16 protein-coding genes are annotated in these 24,117 nt (G+C 56.6%); 10 read left to right on the forward strand and 6 right to left on the reverse strand.

The window, feature by feature from the left end; genetic code table 11:
- The first annotated feature begins 57 nt into the window (after positions 1-57).
- From AAFN83_RS07840 to AAFN83_RS07870, 7 genes are all read left to right on the forward strand, one after another.
- Positions 58-618: a glycerol-3-phosphate responsive antiterminator gene (locus tag AAFN83_RS07840; protein WP_347768394.1), complete on the forward strand. Its 561-nt coding sequence runs from the start codon at positions 58-60 to the stop codon at positions 616-618.
- A gap of 218 nt (positions 619-836) precedes the next feature.
- Entirely contained in the window at positions 837-1,619 is a 783-nt protein-coding gene (locus AAFN83_RS07845; RefSeq protein WP_347768396.1) for an HAD-IIA family hydrolase, read from the forward strand.
- A gap of 106 nt (positions 1,620-1,725) precedes the next feature.
- On the forward strand, positions 1,726-3,078 hold the full coding sequence (locus AAFN83_RS07850; RefSeq protein WP_347768398.1) for an ABC transporter substrate-binding protein: 1,353 nt from the start codon (positions 1,726-1,728) through the stop codon (positions 3,076-3,078).
- A 136-nt stretch (positions 3,079-3,214) separates the two neighbouring features.
- Entirely contained in the window at positions 3,215-4,090 is an 876-nt protein-coding gene (locus tag AAFN83_RS07855) for a carbohydrate ABC transporter permease (protein WP_347768801.1), read from the forward strand.
- Positions 4,091-4,116: 26 nt separating this feature from the next.
- A complete protein-coding gene (locus AAFN83_RS07860) occupies positions 4,117-4,935 on the forward strand; it encodes a carbohydrate ABC transporter permease (RefSeq protein WP_347768399.1) in 819 nt (272 codons plus the stop codon).
- Between the two features lie 16 nt (positions 4,936-4,951).
- The gene (locus AAFN83_RS07865; RefSeq protein WP_347768401.1) at positions 4,952-5,917 is read left to right on the forward strand and encodes a metallophosphoesterase family protein; all 966 of its coding nucleotides are present in this window, start codon (positions 4,952-4,954) and stop codon (positions 5,915-5,917) included.
- A gap of 66 nt (positions 5,918-5,983) precedes the next feature.
- Positions 5,984-6,718: an HAD family hydrolase gene (locus AAFN83_RS07870; RefSeq protein ID WP_347768402.1), complete on the forward strand. Its 735-nt coding sequence runs from the start codon at positions 5,984-5,986 to the stop codon at positions 6,716-6,718.
- A gap of 299 nt (positions 6,719-7,017) precedes the next feature.
- Here the strand turns inward: AAFN83_RS07870 and AAFN83_RS07875 are convergent, their stop codons facing one another.
- The 4 genes from AAFN83_RS07875 to AAFN83_RS07890 all read right to left on the reverse strand — a co-directional run bounded on the left by AAFN83_RS07875 (position 7,018) and on the right by AAFN83_RS07890 (position 12,229).
- Positions 7,018-8,157: a toxic anion resistance protein gene (locus tag AAFN83_RS07875; protein WP_347768403.1), complete on the reverse strand. Its 1,140-nt coding sequence runs from the start codon at positions 8,155-8,157 to the stop codon at positions 7,018-7,020.
- 32 nt (positions 8,158-8,189) lie between these two features.
- The gene (locus tag AAFN83_RS07880; RefSeq protein ID WP_347768405.1) at positions 8,190-9,878 is read right to left on the reverse strand and encodes a substrate-binding and vWA domain-containing protein; all 1,689 of its coding nucleotides are present in this window, start codon (positions 9,876-9,878) and stop codon (positions 8,190-8,192) included.
- 11 nt (positions 9,879-9,889) lie between these two features.
- Positions 9,890-10,624, reverse strand: a complete 735-nt coding sequence (locus AAFN83_RS07885) for a hypothetical protein (RefSeq protein WP_347768407.1) — start codon at positions 10,622-10,624, stop codon at positions 9,890-9,892.
- 360 nt (positions 10,625-10,984) lie between these two features.
- A complete protein-coding gene (locus tag AAFN83_RS07890; RefSeq protein WP_347768409.1) occupies positions 10,985-12,229 on the reverse strand; it encodes an FprA family A-type flavoprotein in 1,245 nt (414 codons plus the stop codon).
- Positions 12,230-12,452: 223 nt separating this feature from the next.
- On the opposite strand from AAFN83_RS07890, the gene AAFN83_RS07895 reads away from it, so the two are divergent.
- Complete coding sequence (locus AAFN83_RS07895; protein ID WP_347768410.1) at positions 12,453-14,318, forward strand: SLC13 family permease; 1,866 nt, start codon at positions 12,453-12,455, stop codon at positions 14,316-14,318.
- 175 nt (positions 14,319-14,493) lie between these two features.
- Here AAFN83_RS07895 and AAFN83_RS07900 read toward each other — a convergent pair whose 3' ends face one another.
- Positions 14,494-18,603, reverse strand: coding sequence for a bifunctional 2',3'-cyclic-nucleotide 2'-phosphodiesterase/3'-nucleotidase (locus AAFN83_RS07900; RefSeq protein ID WP_347768411.1), 4,110 nt, complete (start codon positions 18,601-18,603; stop codon positions 14,494-14,496).
- Positions 18,604-18,843: 240 nt separating this feature from the next.
- Between AAFN83_RS07900 and AAFN83_RS07905 the strand changes: the two genes are divergently transcribed.
- The gene (locus tag AAFN83_RS07905; protein WP_347768412.1) at positions 18,844-19,362 is read left to right on the forward strand and encodes a hypothetical protein; all 519 of its coding nucleotides are present in this window, start codon (positions 18,844-18,846) and stop codon (positions 19,360-19,362) included.
- Positions 19,363-19,473: 111 nt separating this feature from the next.
- Here AAFN83_RS07905 and AAFN83_RS07910 read toward each other — a convergent pair whose 3' ends face one another.
- Positions 19,474-21,570, reverse strand: a complete 2,097-nt coding sequence (locus AAFN83_RS07910; RefSeq protein ID WP_347768414.1) for a CAP domain-containing protein — start codon at positions 21,568-21,570, stop codon at positions 19,474-19,476.
- Positions 21,571-21,947: 377 nt separating this feature from the next.
- Between AAFN83_RS07910 and AAFN83_RS07915 the strand changes: the two genes are divergently transcribed.
- Complete coding sequence (locus AAFN83_RS07915) at positions 21,948-24,080, forward strand: right-handed parallel beta-helix repeat-containing protein (RefSeq protein ID WP_347768415.1); 2,133 nt, start codon at positions 21,948-21,950, stop codon at positions 24,078-24,080.
- Positions 24,081-24,117 lie beyond the last annotated feature (37 nt).

Raw genomic sequence — 24,117 nt, forward strand, 5'->3', positions numbered from 1 at the left:
GGCAAACCTTCCTTCGGTACACTTCTCTATAAAGAAGGCCGAAAGGAGCCGAACACGGTGGGGAATCTGCAAAAGCGGTTGGGGCCAAACCGGATCATTCCGTCCGTCCTGAAGGCGGAGGACTTGAAAATCGCCTGCAAAAGCGAACTTCCTGTCATTTTTCTGCTATCGGGGGATTTGTTTACGATCGGGGATTACGTTGCCGAGATGGCCCGGCGGAACAAACAAGTGTTCATCCACATCGATTTTATCGCCGGGTTCGGCAGCGATCCCATCATCGTCAAATACGTGGCGGAACGGATCAAGCCGGCGGGCATCATCTCGACCAAGGGCCATCTGATCAAGCAAGCAAAGAAGTGCGGACTCCTGGCTATCCAGCGAGTCTTTCTGATCGACACGGCGGCGCTGGAGCACGGGTTGAATGCGATCCGGCAAAACCAGCCGGACGCGATCGAAGTGATGCCGGGGCTGATCCCGCGAGTGATCCGGGAACTGCGCCAGGAATTGGATACGCCGATTATCGCGGGCGGATTGATCAAGCATCCGGAGGAAGTCGAGGCCGCGCTGAACGCAGGCGCACTGGCCGTATCGGCGGGGAACAAGGGGCTTTGGACTTGACTGTCTTCTTTACGAAATCCCCAAAAAAGAGAAACATTCTGAAAACAATCGCATTTTATAGTGGAATTAGGAAACAACCAATTGAACAATGAGGGTTGAGACGATGAGAAAACCCTTTATGCAATGAACGGGACGTGTGCCGCTTCAATTCGGCGGACCTGTCGTTATTGGATAAAGGGTTATTTGCGTTGTCCGCCGCAAAGGAGTTGAGTCTGGCTTTGCTGCCATCATGGGATTTTGACGCTTACTTCTTCGATCTGGATGGCACGATCTATTTGGAGAATCGACTGCTTCCGGGGGTAGAGCGGACGCTGGCACACTTACGGAGGGCGGGGAAGCGGGTCATGTTCCTGACGAATACGACGACGCAAACCCGCTGGCAGTGCCGGGAACGGTTGAAAGGGCTGGGGCTTGCGGCGGAGCTGGACGAGATCGTCACGGCTGCTTATCTGTCCGCGATATATTTTCATGAAACCAGTGCGGCTTCGCTGATTTACGCGGTAGGGGAAACCGCTCTGATGGAAGAGCTGGAGGAGGCCGGAATCCGACTGTCCCGGGACCCGCTGGCCGCCACCCACGTGCTCGTTGGCATGGACCGCGCCTTCGATTACCGGAAGCTCCATGCGGCCATGAAGGCCGTCCGCAACGGGGCGGTGTTGATCGCCGCCAATCCAGACCCGTTCTGTCCGGTCCAGGATGACGTCTTACCGGATACGTGGTCTATGGTCCGGGCCATCGAGGCCGCCAGCAGCGGACAAGCCGGATTCGTCATCGGCAAGCCCTCGGCCTATTACGCCCGGAAGGTGTTCGAGAAGGTCGGTGTGCCGCCCCACCGCTGCCTGATGGTAGGAGATCGGCTGGAGACGGATATCCTGTTCGGGATTCAAAACGGCGTGTCCACCGCCCTCGTGCTGACGGGTGCAGCTTCTACCCGGGATGTGGACGCCACCGGGATCCGGCCGGATTACACGCTAGTTACGCTGGAAGAGCTATGCCCTTAATAGGTGCAAGGAATGAGTAATGGCAAGGTATTGTACCGCTTCCCGCCGTTCCTATGCCGGAATGCCGGTAGCGCGACAAAATAAAAAATGGTTGGGAGAGAACCAAATGCGTATGAAGAAAATAGCAATGCCGCTGCTGCTGATCGCCGCCATGCTGGCAGGATGTGGGAAGACGAGTGCTCCGGCAGACAGCGCAGCAAGCGTCAAGCCGACAGAGACGGCCGCAGGAGAACAACCAACGAGCAGCGCAACATCCCAGGATGAGAAGGTGGAGCTGACCTTCTACTACCCTATCGCGGTAGGCGGTCCTCTGACGGCAACCATTGAAGGAATGGCAGAGGAATTCACAAAGCAACATCCGAACATCGTCGTCAAACCGGTTTATACGGGAAGCTACTCGGATACGACGATCAAGGCCCAAGCCGGGGTCCAAGGGAAGAACCCGCCGGATGTAGCCGTGCTGCTCAGCACCGAGCTGTACAGCTTGCTGGACATGGATGCTGTCATCCCGCTGGACGATTACATCGCCCAAGAAGATGCATCGTACCTTACTGACTTTTACCCGGCGTTCATGGCCAACTCGCAGACGGAAGGGAAGACCTACAGCATTCCGTTCCAACGCAGTACCATCGTGCTTTATTACAACAAGGATATGTTCAAGGAAGCTGGACTGGATCCGGAAAAGGCGCCGCAAACCTGGGACGAGCTGGCCCAATATGCGACGAAGCTGACCAAAGAGGCCAGATGGGGGTTGGAAATTCCAGTATCCGGCTTCTCCTATTGGATGTTCCAAACCTTCGCTCTGCAAAACGGCAAAAACCTGATGAGCGAAGACGGCAAGCAAGTTTTCTTCGATACGCCGGAAAACGTGGAAGCTTTGCAATACTGGACGGATCTGGCCGGCAAGCATAAGGCAACGCCCACCGGTGTTACGGATTGGGCAACCGTTCCTTCCGACTTCATTCAAGGGAAAACGGCCATGATGTACCACACGACAGGGAACTTGACCAACGTCAAGAAGAACGCCAAATTCAATTTCGGCGTATCCTTCCTGCCGCAGAAGAAAACCTTTGGCTCGCCGACGGGCGGCGGCAACTTCTATATTTTCAAAGACATCGACAAAAAGAAGCAGGACGCAGCCTGGAAATTCATCAAGTTCATGACCGAGACGGAGCGAGCGGCGGCCTGGAGCCGGGATACCGGATATGTCGCCGTGCGCAAATCCGCTTACGAGACGGAGACGATGAAGGCCTATATCGCCGATTTCCCCGCAGCGCAAGTGGCCCGGGATCAACTGGAGGTGGCCGCGGCGGAATTGTCTACCCACAACAACGGCAAAGTGACCAAAGCCCTCAGCGACAATCTGCAGGCGGTTCTGACGGGAAGCATGGATGCCCAGACGGCGCTCAAGAAGGCCCAGGAAGAAGCGACGGCGGCGCTGGCCCCGTTCAACAAATAATCGGATCAGGCAGGAAAAAGGATGCCAGGCGCGGGACGTTTCCGGATTGGACGGGAACCTTGCCCGCGCCCGCTCCTTATCCGACAAGAACAAATCAACCGGAAGAAGAGGAGATCTCGTGAGTAAAGGTAAGCGCATGGCCTGGATCCGAACAAACGCATTCGCCTGGATGCTGCTTTTCCCGTCTCTCGTTTTTTTGGTGCTGTTTACGTACTATCCCATTGCCAACACGATAAAGCTGAGCTTCTATCAAGCGGATTTATCGATTCGTGAACCGATCTACGTCGCTTTCGATAATTACAAAACGATGCTGCACGACCCGATCTTCCGCAAGGTGTTCATGAACAACCTCTGGTTTGCGGCAGGGACGATCCCGGCGGCGCTGGCTCTGGCGCTGGCCATGGCCGTTTTCGCCAACAAGGCTTTGAAGGCTAGAGGCCTGGTGCGCACCGCCTTTTTCTATCCGACCATCATTCCCATGATCGCCATCGCCAACATCTGGCTGTTCATCTACACACCCCAGTATGGGCTGCTGGACCGGCTGGTGTCGGTGATCGGCAGTGGGGAACACAATTATCTGGGCTCTCCTCATCTCGTCATGTGGGCGATGATCGCGATGATCGTCTGGAAGGAAGCCGGGTATTTCATGATCTTCTATTTGGCGGGTATGCAAAGCATCTCCAAGGAGCTGTACGAAGCCGCTGAGACGGACGGGGTAGGGGGATGGACCATTTTTCGCAAAATCACGTTCCCGCTGCTTCTGCCGACGACGCTATTCGTCCTGATCGTCGCTTTGACGAATTCCTACAAGCTGATGGACCATCTGTGGATCATGACCAAAGGCGGTCCAAACAACGCGAGCAATCTGCTGCTTTATCACATTTACGAAACGGCTTTCAGCTTTTGGGACCAAGGGATGGCCTCCACCCTGACGGTGGCGATGGTGTTGCTGCTGCTCGTGCTGTCCGCTTTGCAGTTTTTCGGCATGGACAAAAAAATTCATTACCAATAAGACCAAAAAGCAAGGAGCTGCGCAGGATGCTGCATCGAATCAAACGGGTTTCACCCCTCTATATGCTTATGTACCTGATGGCGGTTGTCTGGGTGGTTCCGCTCGGATGGGTGCTGGTGACGGCGTTCCGCCCCAAGGATTTGGCCTTGTCGCCGAAGTGGACGTGGCAGTTCACCTTGGATAATTTCTCTACCGTGTGGTCCGCTGCGCCGTTTTCTATTTATTATCGAAATACGATTCTCATCGCTGTCGGCATTTTCCTCATTCAGATGCTTACCTCCACGATGGCGGCGTTCGCTTTTTCACGGGTTAAGTTTTGGGGCAGCAATGTGGTCTTTCTGCTTTTTACCGTTCAGATCATGATTCCCGCGGATGTTCTGATTTTCCCCAACTATATCGTCCTGAGGGACTTTTCGCTTCTCGATACGAAGCTTGGCATCATGATCCCGTATTTCGCTTCCGCTTTCGGCATCTTTTTGCTCCGCCAGACCTTCAAAATGATTCCCTCCGAGCTGGATGAGGCCGCCGTGATGGAAGGCTGCAGCAAGTGGAAAATCATGTGGACGATCTATTTCCCTTTGGCGCGCTCCGCCTATGTCGCCTTCGGGCTCGTTTCGGTCAGCTATCATTGGAACAACTTTTTGTGGCCGCTGATCGTCACCAACTCGGTAAACAACCGTCCCCTCACCGTTGGGCTTGCCATCTTCGCCCAGTCCTTCGAGACCGGCGCCCAGTGGACGGAGGTCAGCGCGGCTACCTTACTTGTGATCTCCCCTCTGCTCATCGGATTCTTCGTATTCCAGAGGCAGTTTATCGATAGCTTTATGCAATCGGGTATCAAATAGGAAAGGAGGAGGTTTCATGGAAAATACGAGCATGATGATGGCCGATGCGTTTGCCTTTACCGCCCTGCGACCATGGTTTGGCAGGCTTCCCGAGGAAATGAGCGGGGATTATTCCTTCGTCATTATGGGCGACCGGACCGGAGGAGCGGTTTCTGGCGTGTTTGAACGAGGCCTGGAGGCGGCCAAAAAGCTGAATCCGGCTTTCATTCTCACCATTGGCGATCTTGTGGAAGGCTATTGGACAGACGAGGGGGAGGCCCATGAGGAGTGGGAGCGCGTGGACGCTTATTTGTCGGGCGTCGGCATTCCGCTTTTTCAGACGGTGGGCAATCACGATTACGGCACGGAAACGATGCGGAAGGTGTGGCGGGAGCGCAAGGGAGCGGATTATTACGCCTTCCGGTACGGCAAGACGCTGTTCCTCGTGGCCAACACGGAGGCAGAATCGGAGCCGGATGCAGAGGAGCTTGCGTCGGGGCAGCGAGTGAACCGCTGTCTCTTGGCGAACCCGCAGCTTTCCTATGAGGAAGCGTACAAGGCAGCGATCCGCGAGGAGTACGATCCGCATTATACGGAGGATGCGCTGATTAATCCGCATATCGGGGAAGAGCAGCTCGCATTCTTTGCAGATGTGGTAGAGAAGCATGCTGATGTGGAGTGGACGTTCCTCCTCCTGCACCAGCCTGCCTGGAAGAAAAGCAATCCGGCATTTGAAAGACTGGAACAGCTACTTGCTGGCCGCCGGTACACGGTGGTGAGCGGGCATATCCATCACTTGGAGGTTACCGAAAAAAGCGGATCGCAGTACATTCAGATGGGGAAAACGGGCGGGCTCAGCTCGTTCAAGGGCAAAGGCGACATCCATCATCTGCTGAACGTGACCATGCGGGGCGGCGTTCCGGAGATGGAGGTGATCCTGCTGGAGGGCGAAGGCGGGACCGACTCCTTGAGTCATTATGTGAAAGCGGTATTGAAGGGTTGACGAATCCATCTAAGGACGAATGTGATAAGATGGGGGCATGCACACTCGTAGACAGGATGGGATGGTATGCAAAAGGATTTGAGGAAGACAAAGGCTGTTTTTTTCGACGTGGATGATACGCTGTACGACCATTTGTGGCCGTTTCAAAAAGCGGTAGAGGCGGTGCTCGGCCCGAATGACGCCTTTCCCTATGAAGAGGCTTACCACCGGATGAGGTACTACAGCGATACCCTGTCTGCCGATTATGGCGGTGCAGGCACGATGGAAGGGAGCCCGGCGATGGAGGTCATGCGGCGGGATCGCTTTCGGTTCGCTTTCCGTGACTTTGATGTCGCGCTCACGGAGGAAGAAGCGGAAGCGATGCAAGCGGCCTACATCGCCTGCCAGTATTCCCTGGAGCCTTACCCCGGCGTTCGGGAGCTGATGGAGCGCTTGCTCGCAGAAGGCAAGGTCGTGGGCCTGATCACGAACGGGCCGGCGGAGCATCAGCGGAATAAGATCCGCGCACTTGGCATGGATGGACTTATTCCGGCGGACCATCGGTTCATCTCCGCTGCGGTCGGCTGGGACAAGCCGGACCCGCGCATCTTCGCCCATGCGAATGAGGTCACGGGAACAGAAGCCTCGTCCAGCGTGTACATCGGCGATTCGTGGCGCAATGACGTGGTGGGGGCACTCGCGGCGGGCTGGCACGTCATTTGGTTCAATCACCGCGAGGTAGAGCCCGAATCCGAAGGCGCACCGACCGAAGTGGCACGCAGCTACGCCGAGCTTGCCCGACTGCTGGTGGGTGAAGACTGAACGGAGAAGGCGGGACAAGGCTAGTCTTCCATGAGACAACGGCAACCCCAGCGCTTCGAGTCACCTAAGCGGAAGAAGGGACGTTGGGATTTAGGAAGGGATGGCAACCGTTTAAAGCGCCGCCCCGTGTAAAAGCTTTCAAACCGTGCAAAGGCTCTAACCCATGCAAAAGCTCCACCCCGTGTATGAAGCGGAGGTGGAGCTTTTTTGTGATAAGGTGCAGCATTTACGCGTTAAGGTGAAGCTTCACGGAATCAAGGAAGGTTGGGAGAATGCGAATATCCGTCCGGTCGGCTGGCCTACAAGCCCAGCGTGTGTCCTTTTTCCAGACGCTGAATGCTCTTCTCGCCCGTGTCGGCCAGCTCGCGGAACTGGAGGATCGTCTCGCGCATGCGGGGGAGGGCATTCTGCTTGTAGGTGCTGATCGCTTCGAGCGCGGACAGCGTGTCGGCGAACGACTGACGCAGCGTCTCCACGGAGATGCTCGATTCAAGCGATTGCTTGTGAATCTCGGCGCCTTGCTCCTTGAGCATGGTGGCTGTACCGGCGATCAGGTTGTTCGTCGTGCGATTCAGGATATCGATCTTCTGCAGCACGATCTTCTGGTGGTAGAGGGCGCTGGCCACGGTCACCGCGATCTTCAAGGCGGAGACGGTGACCGTCTTGGCGCGGTCCACGCCGCGAATGAGCTCACGATTGTTCCGAATGACCACCTCGATGGCGATGATACCCTGCTGGTTCACCACCAGCATCTGCTGCATATCCATGACCCGCTGGCGCAGAGGGAACTGAACCTCCTCCGTGATGAAGCGGACGCGTTCGGCATCCTCGGCGCGGAGTCGAGCTTCCTCCACCTGAGCTTCAATGGTGGTATCCATCAGCAAGCCAAGCTGGATCTCCTTTTGCAGCTTTTTGGTCAGCTCCCGGAGTGTCTGCTGCTCCAGCTCCAATGTCGTGTTGTCGTTCTTTAGGGTCGTCTTCCCCTTGTCGAGCGAAGTGACGATGTCGGCAATCACGCTGTCTGCCTTTTGAAATTTCAAGAAGTAGGCGCGCATCGGGTTGAACAGCTTGCCGAGGAAGCCGGTTTTTGCAAAGTCGACCATGCTGGGGTCAAGATCCTTGAGCTGCGTGTGCAGCTCGGTTAAGCCGCGTGAGACTTGCCCGCCCTCATCTCCTGATTTGGAGAGGTTGCCCACGGTCACCTGCAGGAGGGAGTTTTTGGTGGAGGATGTCTGCATGGTATCGAGTCCGAAGGAGTCGATGGATTTGAGGATGTCTTTGCGTTTCTCCAGGGAATCGAGGTCGAGCTGCAGGATTGCCGCCACGTTGCTGTTCGCAATCTCCTGCAGCTTCGCAACCTCCTCCGGGACCGGCTTGACCTCCTCCTCAATCACCGCTTTAATCGTATCCGGGCTAGCCACTTCCATCGAAAATGTCATTCTTCCATCCCCCTTTTAAGATGTGGTGGTTTCTACATTTGGACGTTGAACAGGTTGCCGATCTTGTACACGACGTCGTCCGTATCCGCGTTGATGCTGGCGGCCTCGTTGATGGAGGAGATGCTCTCCAGCGCCTTGATGTTGGCATTGTAGCCAATCGTGTAGATCGGGATCTTGAAGGTTTCCACAAGGCTGCGAATGTCCTTCAGGGAATGGCCTTCATTGGTTTCTCCGTCGCTCAGGACGAAGATCAGCGGCTTCACAGAGGGATTGACGGCCATCTGCTCCTGGATCATCTTAAGGGCCACGGTTATTCCGTCAAACGTGGCGGTTCCTCCGCCGGCCTGCAGGTTGTTCACGGCACCGACGAACAGCGACTGCTGATTCGTATCGAACTTAGCGATCGGCAGCTCGATGGTGACGTTGCTGGAGTAGGAGACGAGCCCGATGCTGTTGTCCTTGCCCAAGAACTTCTGCCCCTTGAGGAGGGATTCCTTGAGGCGGTTCAGCGCCTCGCCGTCCATGCTGCCCGAGACGTCGGTGACGAAGACGGCGACGATCGGCTTGCTGCCGTTCTTCTTCTCCTTCCACAGCTTCTGGGCGGCGGACAGGGTGCTTCCATCGACGGCCGGGAGCTCGGATTTGTACTCGTTGAGGGCGTTGAAGCCTTTTTCCTTGGCGGCTTCCTGGACCTTGGCCTCCGTGACGAAATCCGCGAAAGCCTTCAGAATATCGCGTTTCTCCTGCGACAGGTCCCCGAGTGCGTAGAGGGGGCTGTCATGCCGCACGCCGAAGGGGGTGAAGACGTATCCGCTCTTCAGGTCCGCAGCGTTGACGTAGGTCTGGTATTCGAGGACGAAGCCGTCCAGCATGCCGGACTTGGCGGCTTCTCGCATTTGAATCGTCGTGGAGGCGAGAAAGGGGACGTTCGCCTGAAACTTCTCAAAGCCCTGGACAGCCTTTTCGCTGAGCAGGTTGCTGCTGTCGAACGTAGTTAACGCCGTCAATAAAAAATTGAGACCGGTCGAGCTGGCGAAGGGGTCCGTGTAGCCCATGGAAAATTCATTATTCGCGATGGCTTCCGTGATCGTCTTCACGTTGACGGCCCCGTACTTTTCGACGAGGGCGTCATGCTTGGCTTTCGCGATCACAATGCCCGGCACGTTGCCGACGAGCCGCTTGGCGACGAGCTCCGTCTTCACGCCGTTCGCTTTTACGATTTCGCCCCACAGCTCGTTGGAAGGGGTGAAGCCATCCGGAATGTATTTGCCAGATCGGATGTAGTCGGCAGCGGTCCCGGAGGCGATGTTGCGCAGCTTCACGGAGGCGGGCTTGCCGTTCACCGAGATGCCGGCCTGGTTGAAGGCTTGGGCGGCTTCGGTGAGCCAGCCGTCTACGCCGGAACCGGACTTCTCGGTCGAGGAAAAGACTTCGACATACGCGTCCGTGTTATTCTCGACGGTGATCGGGTATTTCGAGATGTCGGGAAGCGATTCGGCCACATCGGCCGGATTCAGGTCGATCTGTCCTTTGACCGGTTCCCCTTGGATGACGTCAATGCTGGAATAGAGCTTGTCGAGCTGCTTGGACGCGCTCTCCGCCGTTACCTGCTTCTCCGTTTTCCCGAGGTTGGAGGTCAGATTAACGCCGTAGTAGACGAGGACGAAGACGAGTGCCACGATCAGTCCCGAGATGATGAAGAACTTGCCTTTGTTCCGCATGGCGGTACCTCTCAATTCTTATAGTATTTGGTTTGCTGAATGAGCACGTCGATCTCTTGCATGCAGGGCATCTTCTCGATTTCGTCCGGTTCCAAACTGTCCAGACGAGAGATTTCGAGCAACAGCTTGTCGAGCTTGAGCAGAATCTCCTCGTTGGTTTCCAAGGAACCGCGCACGAAGGAGAAATGATCCTGATAGACTTCCGCCCGCTGACGGAGGACATCCGGAGCGAGGGAGGATGTCTTCGGTTTGGACAGGCTGGCATATTCCGCCTCATCGAACACTTGCAGCCGATTGAGGAGGCTTCGATCATTGCGATAAAACAAGCTCTCTACCTCTTGAATGACGGTGGCGAATTTACGATAGCTGAGCTCCTCCGGGGAAAAGCGCTGGTCGAGGACACCGAGGAGGGTTTCCTTCTTCTTCTGCATCCGTTCCAGTTGACCGAGCCCGAGCGTCAGCTCCTCCTCCAGCGGCTTAAGGCGCCGATAGCGGCGGAACGCTTCCACGTAATCCTCGTGCGACTGAATCTCGCGAATCGGAGGGGCGCTGGGGGGTGCTTGCAGCAAGGTATAGCTGCCATAAAGGAGCGTGAGGACACTCGCGACCAGGATCGTAACGCCAGAGGCGGTAGCCAGGGCATTGCTGCCGATGGATACCCCGAGAAGACCGGGGGAGAAGACGACAATATTGAGAGCGGCCACCCCGAGAATGAGGACCAGCAGCTTGAGAAATCGGTTGTTCATCGAGAATAGAATCCCTCCTTATGCGAATGGACGGCATTGTTCGGAAATGAGAGAGACGGGCTTCCTTTCCGAGCGCCATTCAGATGGTAAAGACGATTCGCTAGGTGTTGGTAGATACTACGGGGAATGAGTGAAAAAATTTCATTCATGTCAGGTATTTTGTCTTCAAGCCAATCGAGTGCGCGTTCCATGTATCCGATTTTCTCTACTTTATCATAATTTGGCATGTCCTAGTGAAAAAAGAAAGGACCCTAATTCGGAGGTAATTGTCCGAATTCGGTCCTTTCCTGCCCATTCCATTGGGTTTATTCCTTCAGAAAAGCTGTTCCCTCTTCATCGTGGGGCCTATGTCGAACAAGCTCACACGACGGCCTCTGCCTCGGCTTCGACGGGGAAGCCGGTGCCTGGGTTCACCAGCTCCTGAGCAAACCGCCGCCCGTATTCGTAGGCCTCCGTCAGCTCGTCTTCGCTCGGCTTAAAGACGGTCCTCAGATTCGGGACGACCTTGAGCCGAAGCTGGCCGAGCCGGGCTTCGATGTTCTTGATCGCTTCTCCGCTCCAGCCGTAAGAGCCGAAGACGCCTGCGAGCTTTTTGCCATGAACGATGGGATTCAGGTGGGACAGCAGGTTCCAGATGGGCGGCAGCGTATCGGCGTTGATCGTGGGGGAACCGAACAGAAGCCCGTCCGCCCAGTAGATCTTGTCCAGCACCTCGGACAGCTCGCAGGCGGTGAGATCGAAGAGGGTGACCTCGATGCCTTCACCGGTATCTTCGATGCTGCGCTTGATCTCGCGGGCCATCAGCTCGGTGTAGCCATAGACCGAAATGTAGGGCACCACCACAGAGCGCCCGCTGTTGGGATTGGTCTCCACGGACCATTCCTTGCACAGCTCGACGATTTCACGCGGGTTCACATCCAGCACCGGACCATGGCCGTTGCAGATGACGTCGAGGTCGAGATGCTCGATCTTTTGGATGGCGGAGGTCATGCTTGACTTGAACGGCCCCATGATGCAGTCGTAGTAATACTTCAATGCGGAATAATAATCCGTCCGATCCTGGACCTTCGACAGCAGCACCTCGTCAAACGCATAGTGCGCGCCGAAGGAATCGCAGGTAAACAGCACCTTGTCTTCGTGAAGGTAGGTATACATCGAGTCCGGCCAATGCAGCAGAGGAGCCGGGATGAACGAAAGCGTTTTGCCGCCGAGGTCCAGGGTGCTCTTGGCATTCACCGGCATGGCCTTGAATTCGCGGTTGGTGATGGCTTTCAAATACTTGAGCGCCACTGGAGAGCCGACGATGGTTACATCGGGGATGAGCTCCAGCAGCTTTTCCAAAGAGCCCGCATGGTCCGGCTCCGTGTGATCCACGATGACGTAATCGATGGACTTCAGGTCTACCGTCTCTTGAAGCTTGGCGAGGTAGGAATCCCAGAACTTCACCTTCACCGTTTCGACCAGGGCGGTTTTCTCCGTTCCCTGAATGAGATACGAATTGTATGAGGTGCCGAACTCGGTCACCATGATGATGTCGAATACGCGAATCTCATGATCCTGAACCCCGAGCCACTTCACGCCGGGTTTGATATCGAGAACGTTCATAGCGAGTCTCCCTTTCTTTCTATCGGTAGAGATGACCAAATTATACCATGGCTGCTTGCCCCAACATGTTCCGGTTTGCGGCAATTTCATGAATGCACGGGGCCGTGTGGCGCGGGTCTCTCTGCTTTTGGTAAAATGCAAGGGACAACGGACAACCTCTCCAAATGAATAGGAGAGGGTCCACCTGACTAGAAAAGCTCACTAGAAGAGGAGGAGAGCCTCTGTGAATGGACCGATGCTCCTTACCCTGGCGACGCTGGCCGTCGCTTCCGCCTTGTTTGTCTCCGGCAAGCTGCGCTCGGATCTCGTGGCGATCGGGGCTTTGCTCGTCCTGCTGGTATCGGATATCTTGACGCCGGAGGAGGCACTCGCCGGCTTTTCGAATTCAATCGTCATCATGATGATTGGGCTGTTTGTGGTCGGCGGCGGGGTGCTGCAGACCGGACTTGCCAAGCGGGCGAGCGGGCAGCTCTTGCAGCTCGCGGGGAAGAGCGAGACGAAGCTGCTGGTCATGGTCATGTTGGTAACCGCGGGCATCGGCGCGTTCGTCAGCAACACCGGAACGGTCGCCGTTATGATGCCGATTGTCGTCAGCCTGGCGCTTAGCGCCGACACGCATCCCGGGCGGCTGCTCATGCCGCTTGCCTTTTCCAGCAGCCTGGGCGGGATGCTGACTTCCATCGGAACGGCGCCCAACCTTGTCATTCAGGACGCACTCCTGAAGGGAGGCTACGGCAAGCTGTCGTTCTTCTCCTTCGCTCCGACCGGCATCCTGTGCGTGACGACCGGTGTGCTGGGCATGCTCTTCCTGCGCCGGTACCTGCCCAAGAATGAAGGGGAGAAGCGAACCGGGCGAAGCGGGCGCTCGCCGGATGAGTTGGCGGAGAAATACCGGCTAGCGCAAAACCTGTTTCGCGTCCGGGTTCGCCGCGATTCGCCGCTCATCGGCAAGACGCTGCTGAAGCTGGGCATCGCCGCCCATTACGGGCTGACCATCATTGAGATTCGGCGGAAAACATCTGCGCGCGATCAAATCCTCCTGACGATCAACCAGGAGATCGCCGGCCCGGAGACAATGATTCAGGCGGACGACATTCTCTACCTGCACGGCGCTCATGAGCAGGTGGAGGCCTTCGCCCACCAGGACGGGCTGGACCTGCTCGACCGCGAGGGCCTGGAGGAGGGCTTGCCTGCAAAGGAAAGGCCGTATGCGACCAGCGACATCGGAATTGCCGAGGTGCTGCTCGCCCCCGGCTCTCGCTTGATCGGCAGGCCGGTGAAGGACTCCGGCTTCCGGGAGAAGTACCACTTGAATGTGCTGGGGATTCAGCGCCAGCAGAATTACCTGCTTCACAACCTCAAGGAGGAGAAGATGCGCATGGGCGACGCCTTCCTCGTGCAGGGCACGTGGGAGGATATCGCGCGGCTGGCGGCATCCGGCTCCGAGGTTGTGGTGGTGGGACAGCCGCAGGAGGAATCCCGCAAGCTGACGAGGGACAACAAGGCGCCGATCGCCGCGGGGCTGCTGCTCCTGCTCGTGGTTCTGCTCGTCACCGAGTTGGTGCCTCCGGTCGCGGCGGTCATGCTCACAGCGGTCCTCATGGTCGTCTTCGGCTGCGTCCGCGGCATGGAGGACGCCTACCGCACGATCAACTGGGAGAGCGTCGTCCTCATCGCCGCGATGATCCCGATGTCCACCGCCGTCGAGAAGACCGGCGCCGCCGAGCTGCTTTCCCGCGGGCTCGTGGAGTCGCTGGGCCACTTGGGCCCGTTCGCTCTGCTCGCCGGCATCTACGCCGCCACCTCGGTGCTCACGATGTTCATCAGCAACACCGCCTGCGCGGTGCTGCTCACGCCCATCGCCCTGGGAGCGGCGGTCCAGTACGGGGCGAGCCCCTATCCGTTCCTCTTCGCGGTGGCGATCGGGGCGAGCATGTGCTTCGCCTCCCCGTTCTCGACGCCGCCGAACGCCCTGGTCATGTCGGCGGGACGCTATCGGTTCAGCCACTACCTGAAGGTCGGGCTGCCCCTGCAGATCGTGATGGGACTCGTGATGGTCGCGGCGCTGCCCTTGCTCTATCCGTTCTGAGTGAGCCGGGAGTGGAGAGTTGCACTCCTCGTGCTGATCAACTCTTATTCCGAACTGTTTCCCTCCGATAAAAAAGAGGGCATGACCCCGGCCGCTTCTGCGGCTGTCGGTCATGCCCTCTTTGGTTACCCGCCCGCTCAAGCCCTGAAAGGGACGACGCGGGATGTGGGAAGGATTAGTTCACTTTCTTGAAGCGATCTTCGATCTTGGCCGTGATGCTGCCCGTCCCGAATTTCTTTTTGACGTAGTCGATCGTCGCGTCAAGGTCAACCGGACCTGCGATGCGGTTCGTGCCCTTGATCAGCGTTTTGTAGCCGTCGCCGCCGCTTGCCATGAAGTCGTTCACGACGATGGTGTAGGTAGCATCGTCCTTCAGAGCAGTTCCGTCGGCTTTCTTGATTTCGAGAATCTTTTGTCCGTACGGCTTGCTGGTATCGTACGTGTAGGTGAAGCCGGAGACTTGTCCGATCTTCGCTGCGGTGCCGGACCATTGCTCATTCAGCAGGTCCTTCATTTGAGTGCCCGTAAGGGTCATCTTGATGAGGACGTTGCCGAACGGTTGGATGGCGAACATGTTGCCGTAGGTAACCGTGCCTTGCGGCAGGTCGTTGCGGATCCCGCCGGAGTTCATGAAGGCGAAATCGGCATTCATCACGTCGCGCATGCCGTCGGCGATCAGGTTACCGAGCGCGCTTTCGCCGGAAGCGTTCACTTCGCGGGTTACTGCGGCGTCAGCCTTGCCGATGGCGGCGTTCATGACCGGTGCGTTCTTTTCCATGTAGTCGGCAACCATCTTCTTGATTTCCGGGTCTGGCGTAACGCCTTCTTGAACGACATCGACCACTTCGGCTTTCTTCGCGACGATGTCTTGCGTAGCGCGGTTGATCGTCAGCTCTACGTCACCGAAGGCGGTGCCGTAGGAGTTGGCTTCGAGAACCAGCTTGCCGTTGATCGTGGTGTTAAGCTTGCCGTGGTTGTGACCGGCGAAGATGACATCGACTTCATCGTCTACTCCGTTGGCGAGGTCGACGACTTCACCCGTCGGAGCGGCTGCGGTGCCTTCAAACGGATCGTGAGCCAGAACGACGATGGCGCGAACGCCTTGTGCCTTCAGTTCCTTAACAGCCTTGTTCACGGCTTCGACTTGATCCGTGAAGGTAACGCCCTTCAAGCCGGCCGGGCTGACGATGGACGGGGTGATGTTGGTGACGAGTCCGATGAATCCGATGTTCACGCCGCCGACTTTCTTCACGACGTACGGATCGAGCATCGGCTTACCGTTGTACAGGACGTTAGCTGCGACATACGGGAAGCTTGCACCGGCGAAGTCCGTACCGGTCTTCGGGTTCTTGCCGCCGTAGATCAGGCGGAGGGCTTCTTCGGCACCCTTGTCGAATTCGTGGTTGCCGAGCGTGCCTACGTCAAAGCCGAGGCGGTTCAGGAAGTCGATGGTCGGCTCGTCCTGGAGGAGAGCCGAAACCGGAGCGCTGGCGCCTACGGCGTCGCCCACGTGGACGAGCAGCGTGTTCGGGTTCGTGGCTTCGCGTGCCTTCAGGTAAGCGGCCAGGTAATCGGCGCCGCCGAGCGTGGAGGTTACTTTGCCGGTGGCATCCTTGTTTACTTTCTTATAGTCGAGTTGACCGTGGAAGTCATTGATGCTGAGCAGTTGAACGTTGACGTCCGTGATCAGCGTGTAGATGACCTTGGCTGCTTCTGCCCGGGTGGTGGTGGCTTTCGGGAAGAAGGAGTTGTTGCCGCGGCCTTGCATCAGTCCGCGATCGACGGTGACGTTCAGAGCGTCCCATGCCCAGGAGCTGATGGAAGCTCCGTCGGCGAAGACGGCCTTCGTGGTCGTCGTCAGCTTCTCTGCTGCGCGAACGTCGAGAGCGTGCTTGGCCATAACGGCCATTTCTTCACGGGTAATCGGTTGGTTCGGAGCGAACTTGTCAGCGCTGACGCCCTTGACAAGCTCATTCTCGTAAGCGGCTGCGATGGCGCTGGCATACCAGCTCGTTTCCGCTACGTCCTTGAACGGAGCTTTCGTGGTGGCGCCGAGGCCGAGTGCGCGAACCAGCATGCTGGCGAATTCAGCGCGGGTTACGGAAGCTTCCGGCTTGAAGGTGCCTTCCGGGGTGCCGTTCACGATGGCCTTGCCAGTCAGAGCTTGAATCGCTTCATGAGCCCAGTGCGTCTTGGCAACGTCCGGGAATTCGGCTGCAGGTTCCGGAGTCGGGGTTACTTCCTTGGACAGGTCGATTTTGAAAATACCGAAGCCCTTGTCGTCGGTCTTGCCGGTGTAGGTGATGTTGGTCGTATCCTTGGCGTATTTCTCGGCGACCGGAGCCGTCGTGAAGGTAACGTTCAGGCTTTCGCCGCCCTTGATCGGGGCGATGGACCAGTTGTTGTCAGCCGTCGGGTTAATTTCCTTCTTGGCCGTGATGTAGTCCATCAGGATTTGGCGGTTTTCATCCGGGGAGTCGAGGATGATCTTGCTGGCCTTCACACCCGGGAAGTTGCCGCCGCCGCTTGCGCGATAGTTATTGGTGACAACGACGAACTCTTGGTTCGGATCAACCGGCTTGCCGTTGTATGCCAGGTTAACGATCCGGCTGGAGGAGGCGTCGTTTACGGTGCCGTCCGCTTTGTACTTCGCCGGCTTGGTCACGTCGACTTGGTACGTTACGCCGTCGATGACGTCGAAGTTATAGACCGGGAAGGAGCCGTTCAGAAGCGCTTGCTCGTCCTTCACCGTCGGGTCGATTTGATTGAATTTGCCTACCGACATTTCCAGCCATTCCTTAACGACAGAACCCTTGACGAGCATCGCCTTCAGGGTGTTGTCATACAGGTACAGGTCGCCGGCGCTCTTGATGGCGAGCGGTCCCTTGGCGATTTCGGTATATTCCTCAGGGCCGTTGCGTCCAGCCTTGAACGGTGCGCCGACCGACAGGATCGGAAGGGTCGCATATTGCGGAAGGTTCTTCTTCAAATAAGTAGCGACGTAATCCTTTTGAGCAGCCGTTACGATCTGCACGGAAGGATCGTCCTGCACGAGGGCGAAGTAGCTGTGAATCGGAGCGGTCGTCGTTCCGATCGGGCTGTTCACGTAGGAAACCGTTCCATCGTGATCGGCCTTCACCAGGCTCACCAAGGCTTGATCTTCGTCAGCCAGCGACTTCTTGGCGGCCGTGTCGTAGATCGCCTTCGTGGACGATTGCGTGGACTCAACAGCCCACTTGCCGTCCTTCTTCGTCAGCGTCAGATCGATGACGCCGAGGTTGGCACCGCCGTAGCCGGCTTGGACGGCGGCGACTCCGTTGATCGTGCCCTTGGCGTTGTCAACGCCGGGGTATACCTTGCCGGAAGCATCCTTGAAGAGCGCGTCAAGCGCCTTTTCGGTAGCAGCCGGGAATACTTTGTGGGTGTGGGAGAAGGTGATGGCGTCGATGCCCGGAACCTTGCTCAGCGGGTACACGACGTCTTCTTCCAGAGCGCCGGCTTTGGCATTGCCGTTGAAGCCCGAGTGGGACATGACAACGACGACGTCCGCGCCTTCGCTTCTCATCTTCGGCACGAACTTCTCAGCCGTGGCGACGATGTCCTTGGCAATGACTTTGCCTTCCAGGTTCGCTTTGTCCCATTGCAGAATTTGCGGAGTAACGAGGCCGAGTACACCCACCTTGACGGTTTGGGTGTTGCCGCTCTCATCGGTAAAGGTTTTGTTCAGAATCTTGTAGGGAACGAATTTGTTGACGTCGTTGTCCGGGTTGTTATCCTTGTCATCGACGTACACGTTTGCGTTCACATAGGGGAATTCAGCCTTCTGAATGATTTGCTCCAGGAAAGGGAGACCGTAGTTGAATTCGTGGTTGCCGAAGGTGGCGGCGTCATAGTCGAGCGCGTTCATCACCTTGTAGACCGGATGAATTTCACTAGCCTTGGTCGGACTGATCAGAGCCTTGTAGGTTCCGAGCGGGGTGCCTTGAATCAGGTCGCCGTTGTCCACGAGGACCGTGTTCGGCACTTCCTTGCGGGCTTCCTTGATCAAGCTTGCCGTACGGACGAGCCCTACGGTCGGAGCGGCCGCGCTCTTGTAGTAATCGTAAGACATGAGGTTCGTGTGCACATCGGTCGTCTCCAGAATTCTCATCTTCAACGTGGAGTTGCCGTCTGCTGCCGCTGCATACAACCCGCCAAATGGCATGGTCAGCAAGCTGGCGACCAGCGTAGATGCGCCGATCTTGGTGATTCTCTCTCTGAACCCGTTCTTCACGTTACGTTTCATCCCTCTCTGCGTTATAAATGTTATCCTATAAAACTATTCTATTATATTGATATTCTATCTTAATTTCAATGCGAAAGGGAGGGAATTTACAAAAGATTAATAGAAAAGGTGCAGTTAATGTTCGGAAATGGCGAATATGAAACAAAGTGTAGCCGGCTATGTAAATAAGCTATAAACCGAAGCTGATTTTGGGGTATACTTAAAGGATGGCAACGCGCTTCAGAGCAAGAGGAGGAGCCTATGATCTCATTTGAGGAAAAAGACGCCATCGCCGCTTCGTTCCCCGAGCTTACTCGGAAAGAAGTGTCGATGGGACGAGTGAATTATCATTTTGAAGGCAGTATTCAGGAGAAAAAGATCGTCGTCTACCACCTGCATCCAAACGGCAACGGCTTTGTGTATGCCGGACTCCTGGGCGGTGTTCCAACTGACGAGAAGGGGTTTGCGAATATTCGGGAATTGACTGCGGATGAGCTGAAAACGCTGATTCGCCGCTCCATTCGTTCGCTCGGCCCGGAGGATGCCCAAGAAGAGGAGAAACTCGACGAAGTGGAAGGAGCTTCTTCCGCAGAAGATGAGGAGGTCTTCACGGAGCTGCGCGAGGAGTGGCGCAATGCAGACGGCCATCGGCTCGACCTGCATTTTGAACCTGAGGATGAGATGTGGATGACCTTTGCAGGCGACATGATCGACTCCGCCTTCGAGACCTATGAGGAAGCAGTGGAGTATCTGCAGGAGGAAGGGTTTGTGCGAAGCTGATTGAGAGATCGGCCGCGGAATGCCCGAATCCTAAGCGGAACTTGAAAAGCGAGGCGAACGGAGGTACCCTCCGTTCGCCTCGCTCTTTTTGTGTAGTCAGGCCGGGGATGCTTACTTTGCCCAACCGTTGATCGTATTGTGGTACACCGTCAAGCCGTAGATGACCTTCCCGGTCTCCAGGAAAAGATTCAGCACAGCCGGGGAATAGGGCCCGGTCTCGAGGTGGTACCTTCCTTGGCTGTCCAGAGTAATGGGAATGTCCTCGATGGCCTTTGAGCTGCTGTTTGACACGTTTTCCTGTACCCGAAACGTGAGGGTCTGTCCGGCGAATTCCGAGAACCGGCCGTCTACAACCAAGGTGCGATCCTTTCGGAATTGGGCGTAGAGGCTTCCGTCTGGAAGAACAGCGGGAACGGCGTAGAGCTGCTCCGGCGGCATGGCGGGAAGCAGCGTCTTCGCGCTGGAATCGACCGGCCGGCCTTTCACTTCTATTAGTTTCTTTTGCAAATGCTGCAGCAGATCCAGCGCTTCCGCCTTCGTCACGGTTTGATAGGCCTCAAACCCGTCTAGGGAGGAGCCGGTTTTTCCTTTGATGTAATCGTGGCCCAGCACGTATTGGACGGCGCTCCAGCCGGTGAAGTTCAAGCCGTCTGCAGCACTGACGAGCTCGGCGATGCGGAGCCGCTGAATGGGCGTGTTCCGATTCGCGGGTTTGGCAATGCCGCTTAAGGGGAAGTTGCGATCCTTGGCGATCACATAAGCGGCATCGGCCCAGTGGCTGACCTTCTTGGGAGCATAGGCCCCGATGTTCACCTTGTAGGCTTTCAGAAACATCGTCAAGAATTCAGCTTCGCTGACCGGAGTATCCGGGCGGAGCAGGCCGTCGCTGCCTGCGGCCACGATCCCGTTCCGCAATCCCCATTCGATGCTGGATTTCAGCGGATGCTTGGTAGCAACCGAGGGGAGGCGTACGGACGACACCGCGTACGACTTCGTTTTCCATTTCGGATAAACCTTGATGGTGAACGTCGCCTTCTTGCCCTTACCTTCGCCTGCGGTTGCGGTAACTTTGTAGGTTCCGGCTTTGGTCGCGGTAACGACGCCCTGAGAGGAAACCTGGAGCTCTTTGGCGCTGCTGGAATAGCGGACTCCGTTCGTCAACAGCTCCCTTACCTCATCATTATAGATCCCCTGGGCAAGAAGCGAGGCTTTGCCGCCCTCGTTCACCATGACCTCTTCTTGAAGAGCCAGCAGGTAGGTCAGGGTTTGTCCCTTTCCCGTCTTGAAGGACCACGTTTTGCTGAGGGGAGCGGATGAGCCTGCGATTTGGTAGTTCAAGGTTACGGTGTAGGTATGATAGCCGGTCAAGATTTTCTTGGGGTACAGGAAGACGGTATTTTCTCCATCTTGTTCGTGGAAGAAAGGAACCTCTTTTCCGGCTTCGTCTTTGATGACCGCTCGGTATGCAGTGATCTCATCCGAGGTGACGGCGGACACGACGTAGCCGGAATAGTCGACTTGGAACTGTTCAAGCGGGTTGGGCACCTCATTCCCGTAAAAGCCGATCGGAGCCGCGGTCATGCCGTCGTAAGGATAGACGGATATTCCTCCTTCAATTGGATAGGCGGTGCCGGGTCCGCCCAGATCCATTACGACGGTTCCCCCCACGATGCCGATGCCGACCTGATCGAAGAGGGGATTGAGAATGTTCGTGCGGTGATAGCTGGTATCGAGCCATGAGGTGATGGCGGCGGGGCTGTTCGGCTCCTGAAAGCTCATCACTTCTCCCCATGCAACTCCCGACTTGCTGTGCGTCCAGCCGGCCGCCTTCATGCGATCAATTGCGCGACTTCCCGTAAAGCCGGGGGTCCCTTGGGCCTCGTAATGGAAGGACAGCGTTTCAAACACTTTTTTGTTCTGGTTGTAATAGGCGGCATGGGCAAGAGCGGCCTTGGTCAGGCTGGCATCCAGCCTCACAGGGGTAAGCCCGACTTTTTTTCGGACCTCATTTAGGTAAGTCAGCGCATCCAACTGATCGGCTGTATAGCTCGAGCTGTCGCTGCTCAAGGCATGGGCGGTGGTGGAGGCCGTGCGGAAGGCGAAGCCGTCGGATACTCCAGTTAAGAGAGCAACCAGAAGGGCTACAGCCAGTACGCGGCGGCGAAAAAAACGGCGTTTGCTGCGTGCGGTTTTCGTGTGGGTTAGCAAGTTCATTCCTCCTTGTTCTCTACCCTTTTCGACAAAACGACGGGGGAACCCTGCTCAGAAATCGACAAAATAGGAGAACCTTCCCTCCAAAATAGCCGCCCTTTCTTATTGCGTCGGAATAGAAAAAGATGGTAAGGTTTGTTCGTCAAGAAGAACGGAAAGGCGCATGCCGGGGAACGGGAAACATTTCCGCGCAGGCGGGAAAGCAAGATAAGCGTCTGCTGAGCACGAGCTGGGTAAAGGGATCGTATATTGAACTAGAGCGTGTCTTTCTACCCTCGCTGCCGGTCGTATCCCCGATCGCGATCGTTCGTTACAACGATCTAACCTGTGCGCTCTGTGCCTTCCACTCTCTAGTCTTGAAGGAGGAAGAGGATATGAAAACATGGCGAAAGGGCATGCTGGCTCTCCTGCTGCTGGCGACGGCGGCCCTTTTGGCGCCACCCGCCGACGGACGCGCCGACGGAAACGAGGAGACGGTGATCGGCACCCCGCTCGGTGTGCCGCATTATGAGATTGAACTCGCCCGATTTGGCATTTATAAGGATGGCACACACCCCGTTGAGACGACAAAAGGGATCAACAAAGCTCTCGTGTGGGCCAAGTCTCAAGGCATTCGCTCCACAAGCCTGCCGAAGGGCACCTACCTGATCGACAAAAACAGCCGGATTGAAATGGTGGGCGAAATGACGTTTACGCTCGATGCGAACACCGTCATTCAGAAGGAGCCGAACGACAAGGAAAGCTATCAGACGCTCTATATCGGCTACGGTGCAGATAATGTCACCATTCAGGGCGGCACCTATCGCGGAGATCGAGACCAGCACGACTATACGAAAAAAGAAAGCCTCTACACCTCCGGCACCCATGAGAGCGGCTATGGAATCGTGGTGGAGGGAGCAAAGAATGTCACGATCAACAGCTTGAAAGCGCTGAAATTCACGGGGGACGGTCTTGCCATCGGGGGCAAGGGAACGATGGCCAAAGACTTTTACCCGGCGCACTTCACGCTGGGCAGCATCGACGACAGCGGCAAGCCAGTGGCCAGCACGAGCAAAATCCGCACGGTCTCTCCTCTTCCGCTGACGAATTCCGTCATCCAGAGAGAGAAGGAGTTCGAGCTGTCCACTCTCGTGAACCTTCCCGCGAGGTTCGACCTCTACTTTTACAAGGCGGACAACACGTTCCTTACGGCGCTCAAGGGGCAGAAGGCGCGGACAATCATATCTTTGCCGCAAGGAGCTGCCTATGCGCAGGCGGTGTTTGCCAAAACAACGACCTCGGGCATCTATATGGAGCTGTGGAACAAGGCCGTGTCCAAGAATGTGACGGTGAAAAACTCCGAGTTCGCTTACAACCGCAGACAGGGGATTACCATCGGGGGCGCGGATAACGTGCTGGTGGAAGCCAATTACCTTCACGATATGAAAGGAACGGCTCCCCAGTCCGGCATCGATGTGGAGGGGGGCTTCGGCGAGAACGGCCATCGCAACACCAACATCACGGTGCGGGGCAACAAGTTCTGGAACAATGCCGCCTATGACCTCATCTTGTATGACGGGCAGAATGCCACGGTGGATGACAATCATTTCGCCTCCAAGGGAGCCATTGGGCTGGCGGTCTCCGATCCGTTTACCGGCGTAATGGTGACGAACAACCACTTCGACGGAACGCGGATTAATGCTTCGCATGATGTGACCCTGCGCGACAATCGCATGAACGATTCCTACACGACCTTCGACGGACCGAACATCGTCATTGACCGGATGACGTTCACGGATTCGGTGCTCAGCATAAGCAGCAAGGTTCCGTTCGGGGTCACCGTCTCGAATGTCGTCATGTACAACAACAAAAAGCAGCAGAACGCGATTGCCCTCTGGGGCAAGCCGATCACCCTCCGGGATGTCACCGTCTATGGGGAAACCAAGATCGGAACGATCGGCGGCGGGATCGAGGACGGCAGCATCTACGAGCGGCTTCGGCTCATCGGACACAGCGGGGGCAACCTTCCGCGCGGCACTTATATCGACAGTGTCTTCGAATCGGCTCCGGGGAATCTGCGGGAGTTGAGCACGCGTTACTCCGGATCGACCGTATTGGACGGAAGCACCTTCCGCTCCACGACGATGGGGCTGTATTTTGAGAACAAGGACGGGAGCTTGATCGTGCGTAATTCCACCTTCGAGGTGGCCAGCAACAACCCGGCCTTGACGATTCAGGCGGCCAAAGAGGTCGTGGTGGAGAACAGTACCTTCCGCCTCGACAAGCTGACGAGCACCTCCGCCGGGGTCATTCGACTGAATGACGCCTCGAAACGAACCAATCCGTATACCGTTGCCTCGGCACGCTTCACCGGAAACACCGTTGTGACCAATATTGCGGCAAAGGGCATCTCCACCCTCTACGCGGGAGTGGGAGCACCGGCATACACCGTTACGGATAATGTGCTGGTGAAGGCGGTCCTGGAGACAAAAGCGAACGATCTGGTTTCGGGCAACATCCTGAAATGAGCGGCACCATTAGGAAAAGGGGGCGATCACCGGCGCA

The sequence above is a fragment of the Gorillibacterium sp. CAU 1737 genome (assembly GCF_039888655.1).
Classification (GTDB): domain Bacteria; phylum Bacillota; class Bacilli; order Paenibacillales; family NBRC-103111; genus Gorillibacterium.

Excerpts from the sequence above, each read along its gene's own strand:
- AAFN83_RS07915 (WP_347768415.1), top strand. The coding sequence starts at position 21,948 with ATGAAAACATGGCGAAAGGGCATGCTGGCTCTCCTGCTGCTGGCGACG.
- AAFN83_RS07880 (WP_347768405.1), bottom strand. The coding sequence starts at position 9,878 with ATGCGGAACAAAGGCAAGTTCTTCATCATCTCGGGACTGATCGTGGCA.
- AAFN83_RS07875 (WP_347768403.1), bottom strand. The coding sequence starts at position 8,157 with ATGACATTTTCGATGGAAGTGGCTAGCCCGGATACGATTAAAGCGGTG.
- AAFN83_RS07860 (WP_347768399.1), top strand. The coding sequence starts at position 4,117 with ATGCTGCATCGAATCAAACGGGTTTCACCCCTCTATATGCTTATGTAC.
- AAFN83_RS07900 (WP_347768411.1), bottom strand. The coding sequence starts at position 18,603 with ATGAAACGTAACGTGAAGAACGGGTTCAGAGAGAGAATCACCAAGATC.
- AAFN83_RS07850 (WP_347768398.1), top strand. The coding sequence starts at position 1,726 with ATGCGTATGAAGAAAATAGCAATGCCGCTGCTGCTGATCGCCGCCATG.
- AAFN83_RS07855 (WP_347768801.1), top strand. The coding sequence starts at position 3,215 with ATGGCCTGGATCCGAACAAACGCATTCGCCTGGATGCTGCTTTTCCCG.
- AAFN83_RS07865 (WP_347768401.1), top strand. The coding sequence starts at position 4,952 with ATGGAAAATACGAGCATGATGATGGCCGATGCGTTTGCCTTTACCGCC.
- AAFN83_RS07890 (WP_347768409.1), bottom strand. The coding sequence starts at position 12,229 with ATGAACGTTCTCGATATCAAACCCGGCGTGAAGTGGCTCGGGGTTCAG.
- AAFN83_RS07905 (WP_347768412.1), top strand. The coding sequence starts at position 18,844 with ATGATCTCATTTGAGGAAAAAGACGCCATCGCCGCTTCGTTCCCCGAG.
- AAFN83_RS07870 (WP_347768402.1), top strand. The coding sequence starts at position 5,984 with ATGCAAAAGGATTTGAGGAAGACAAAGGCTGTTTTTTTCGACGTGGAT.
- AAFN83_RS07885 (WP_347768407.1), bottom strand. The coding sequence starts at position 10,624 with ATGAACAACCGATTTCTCAAGCTGCTGGTCCTCATTCTCGGGGTGGCC.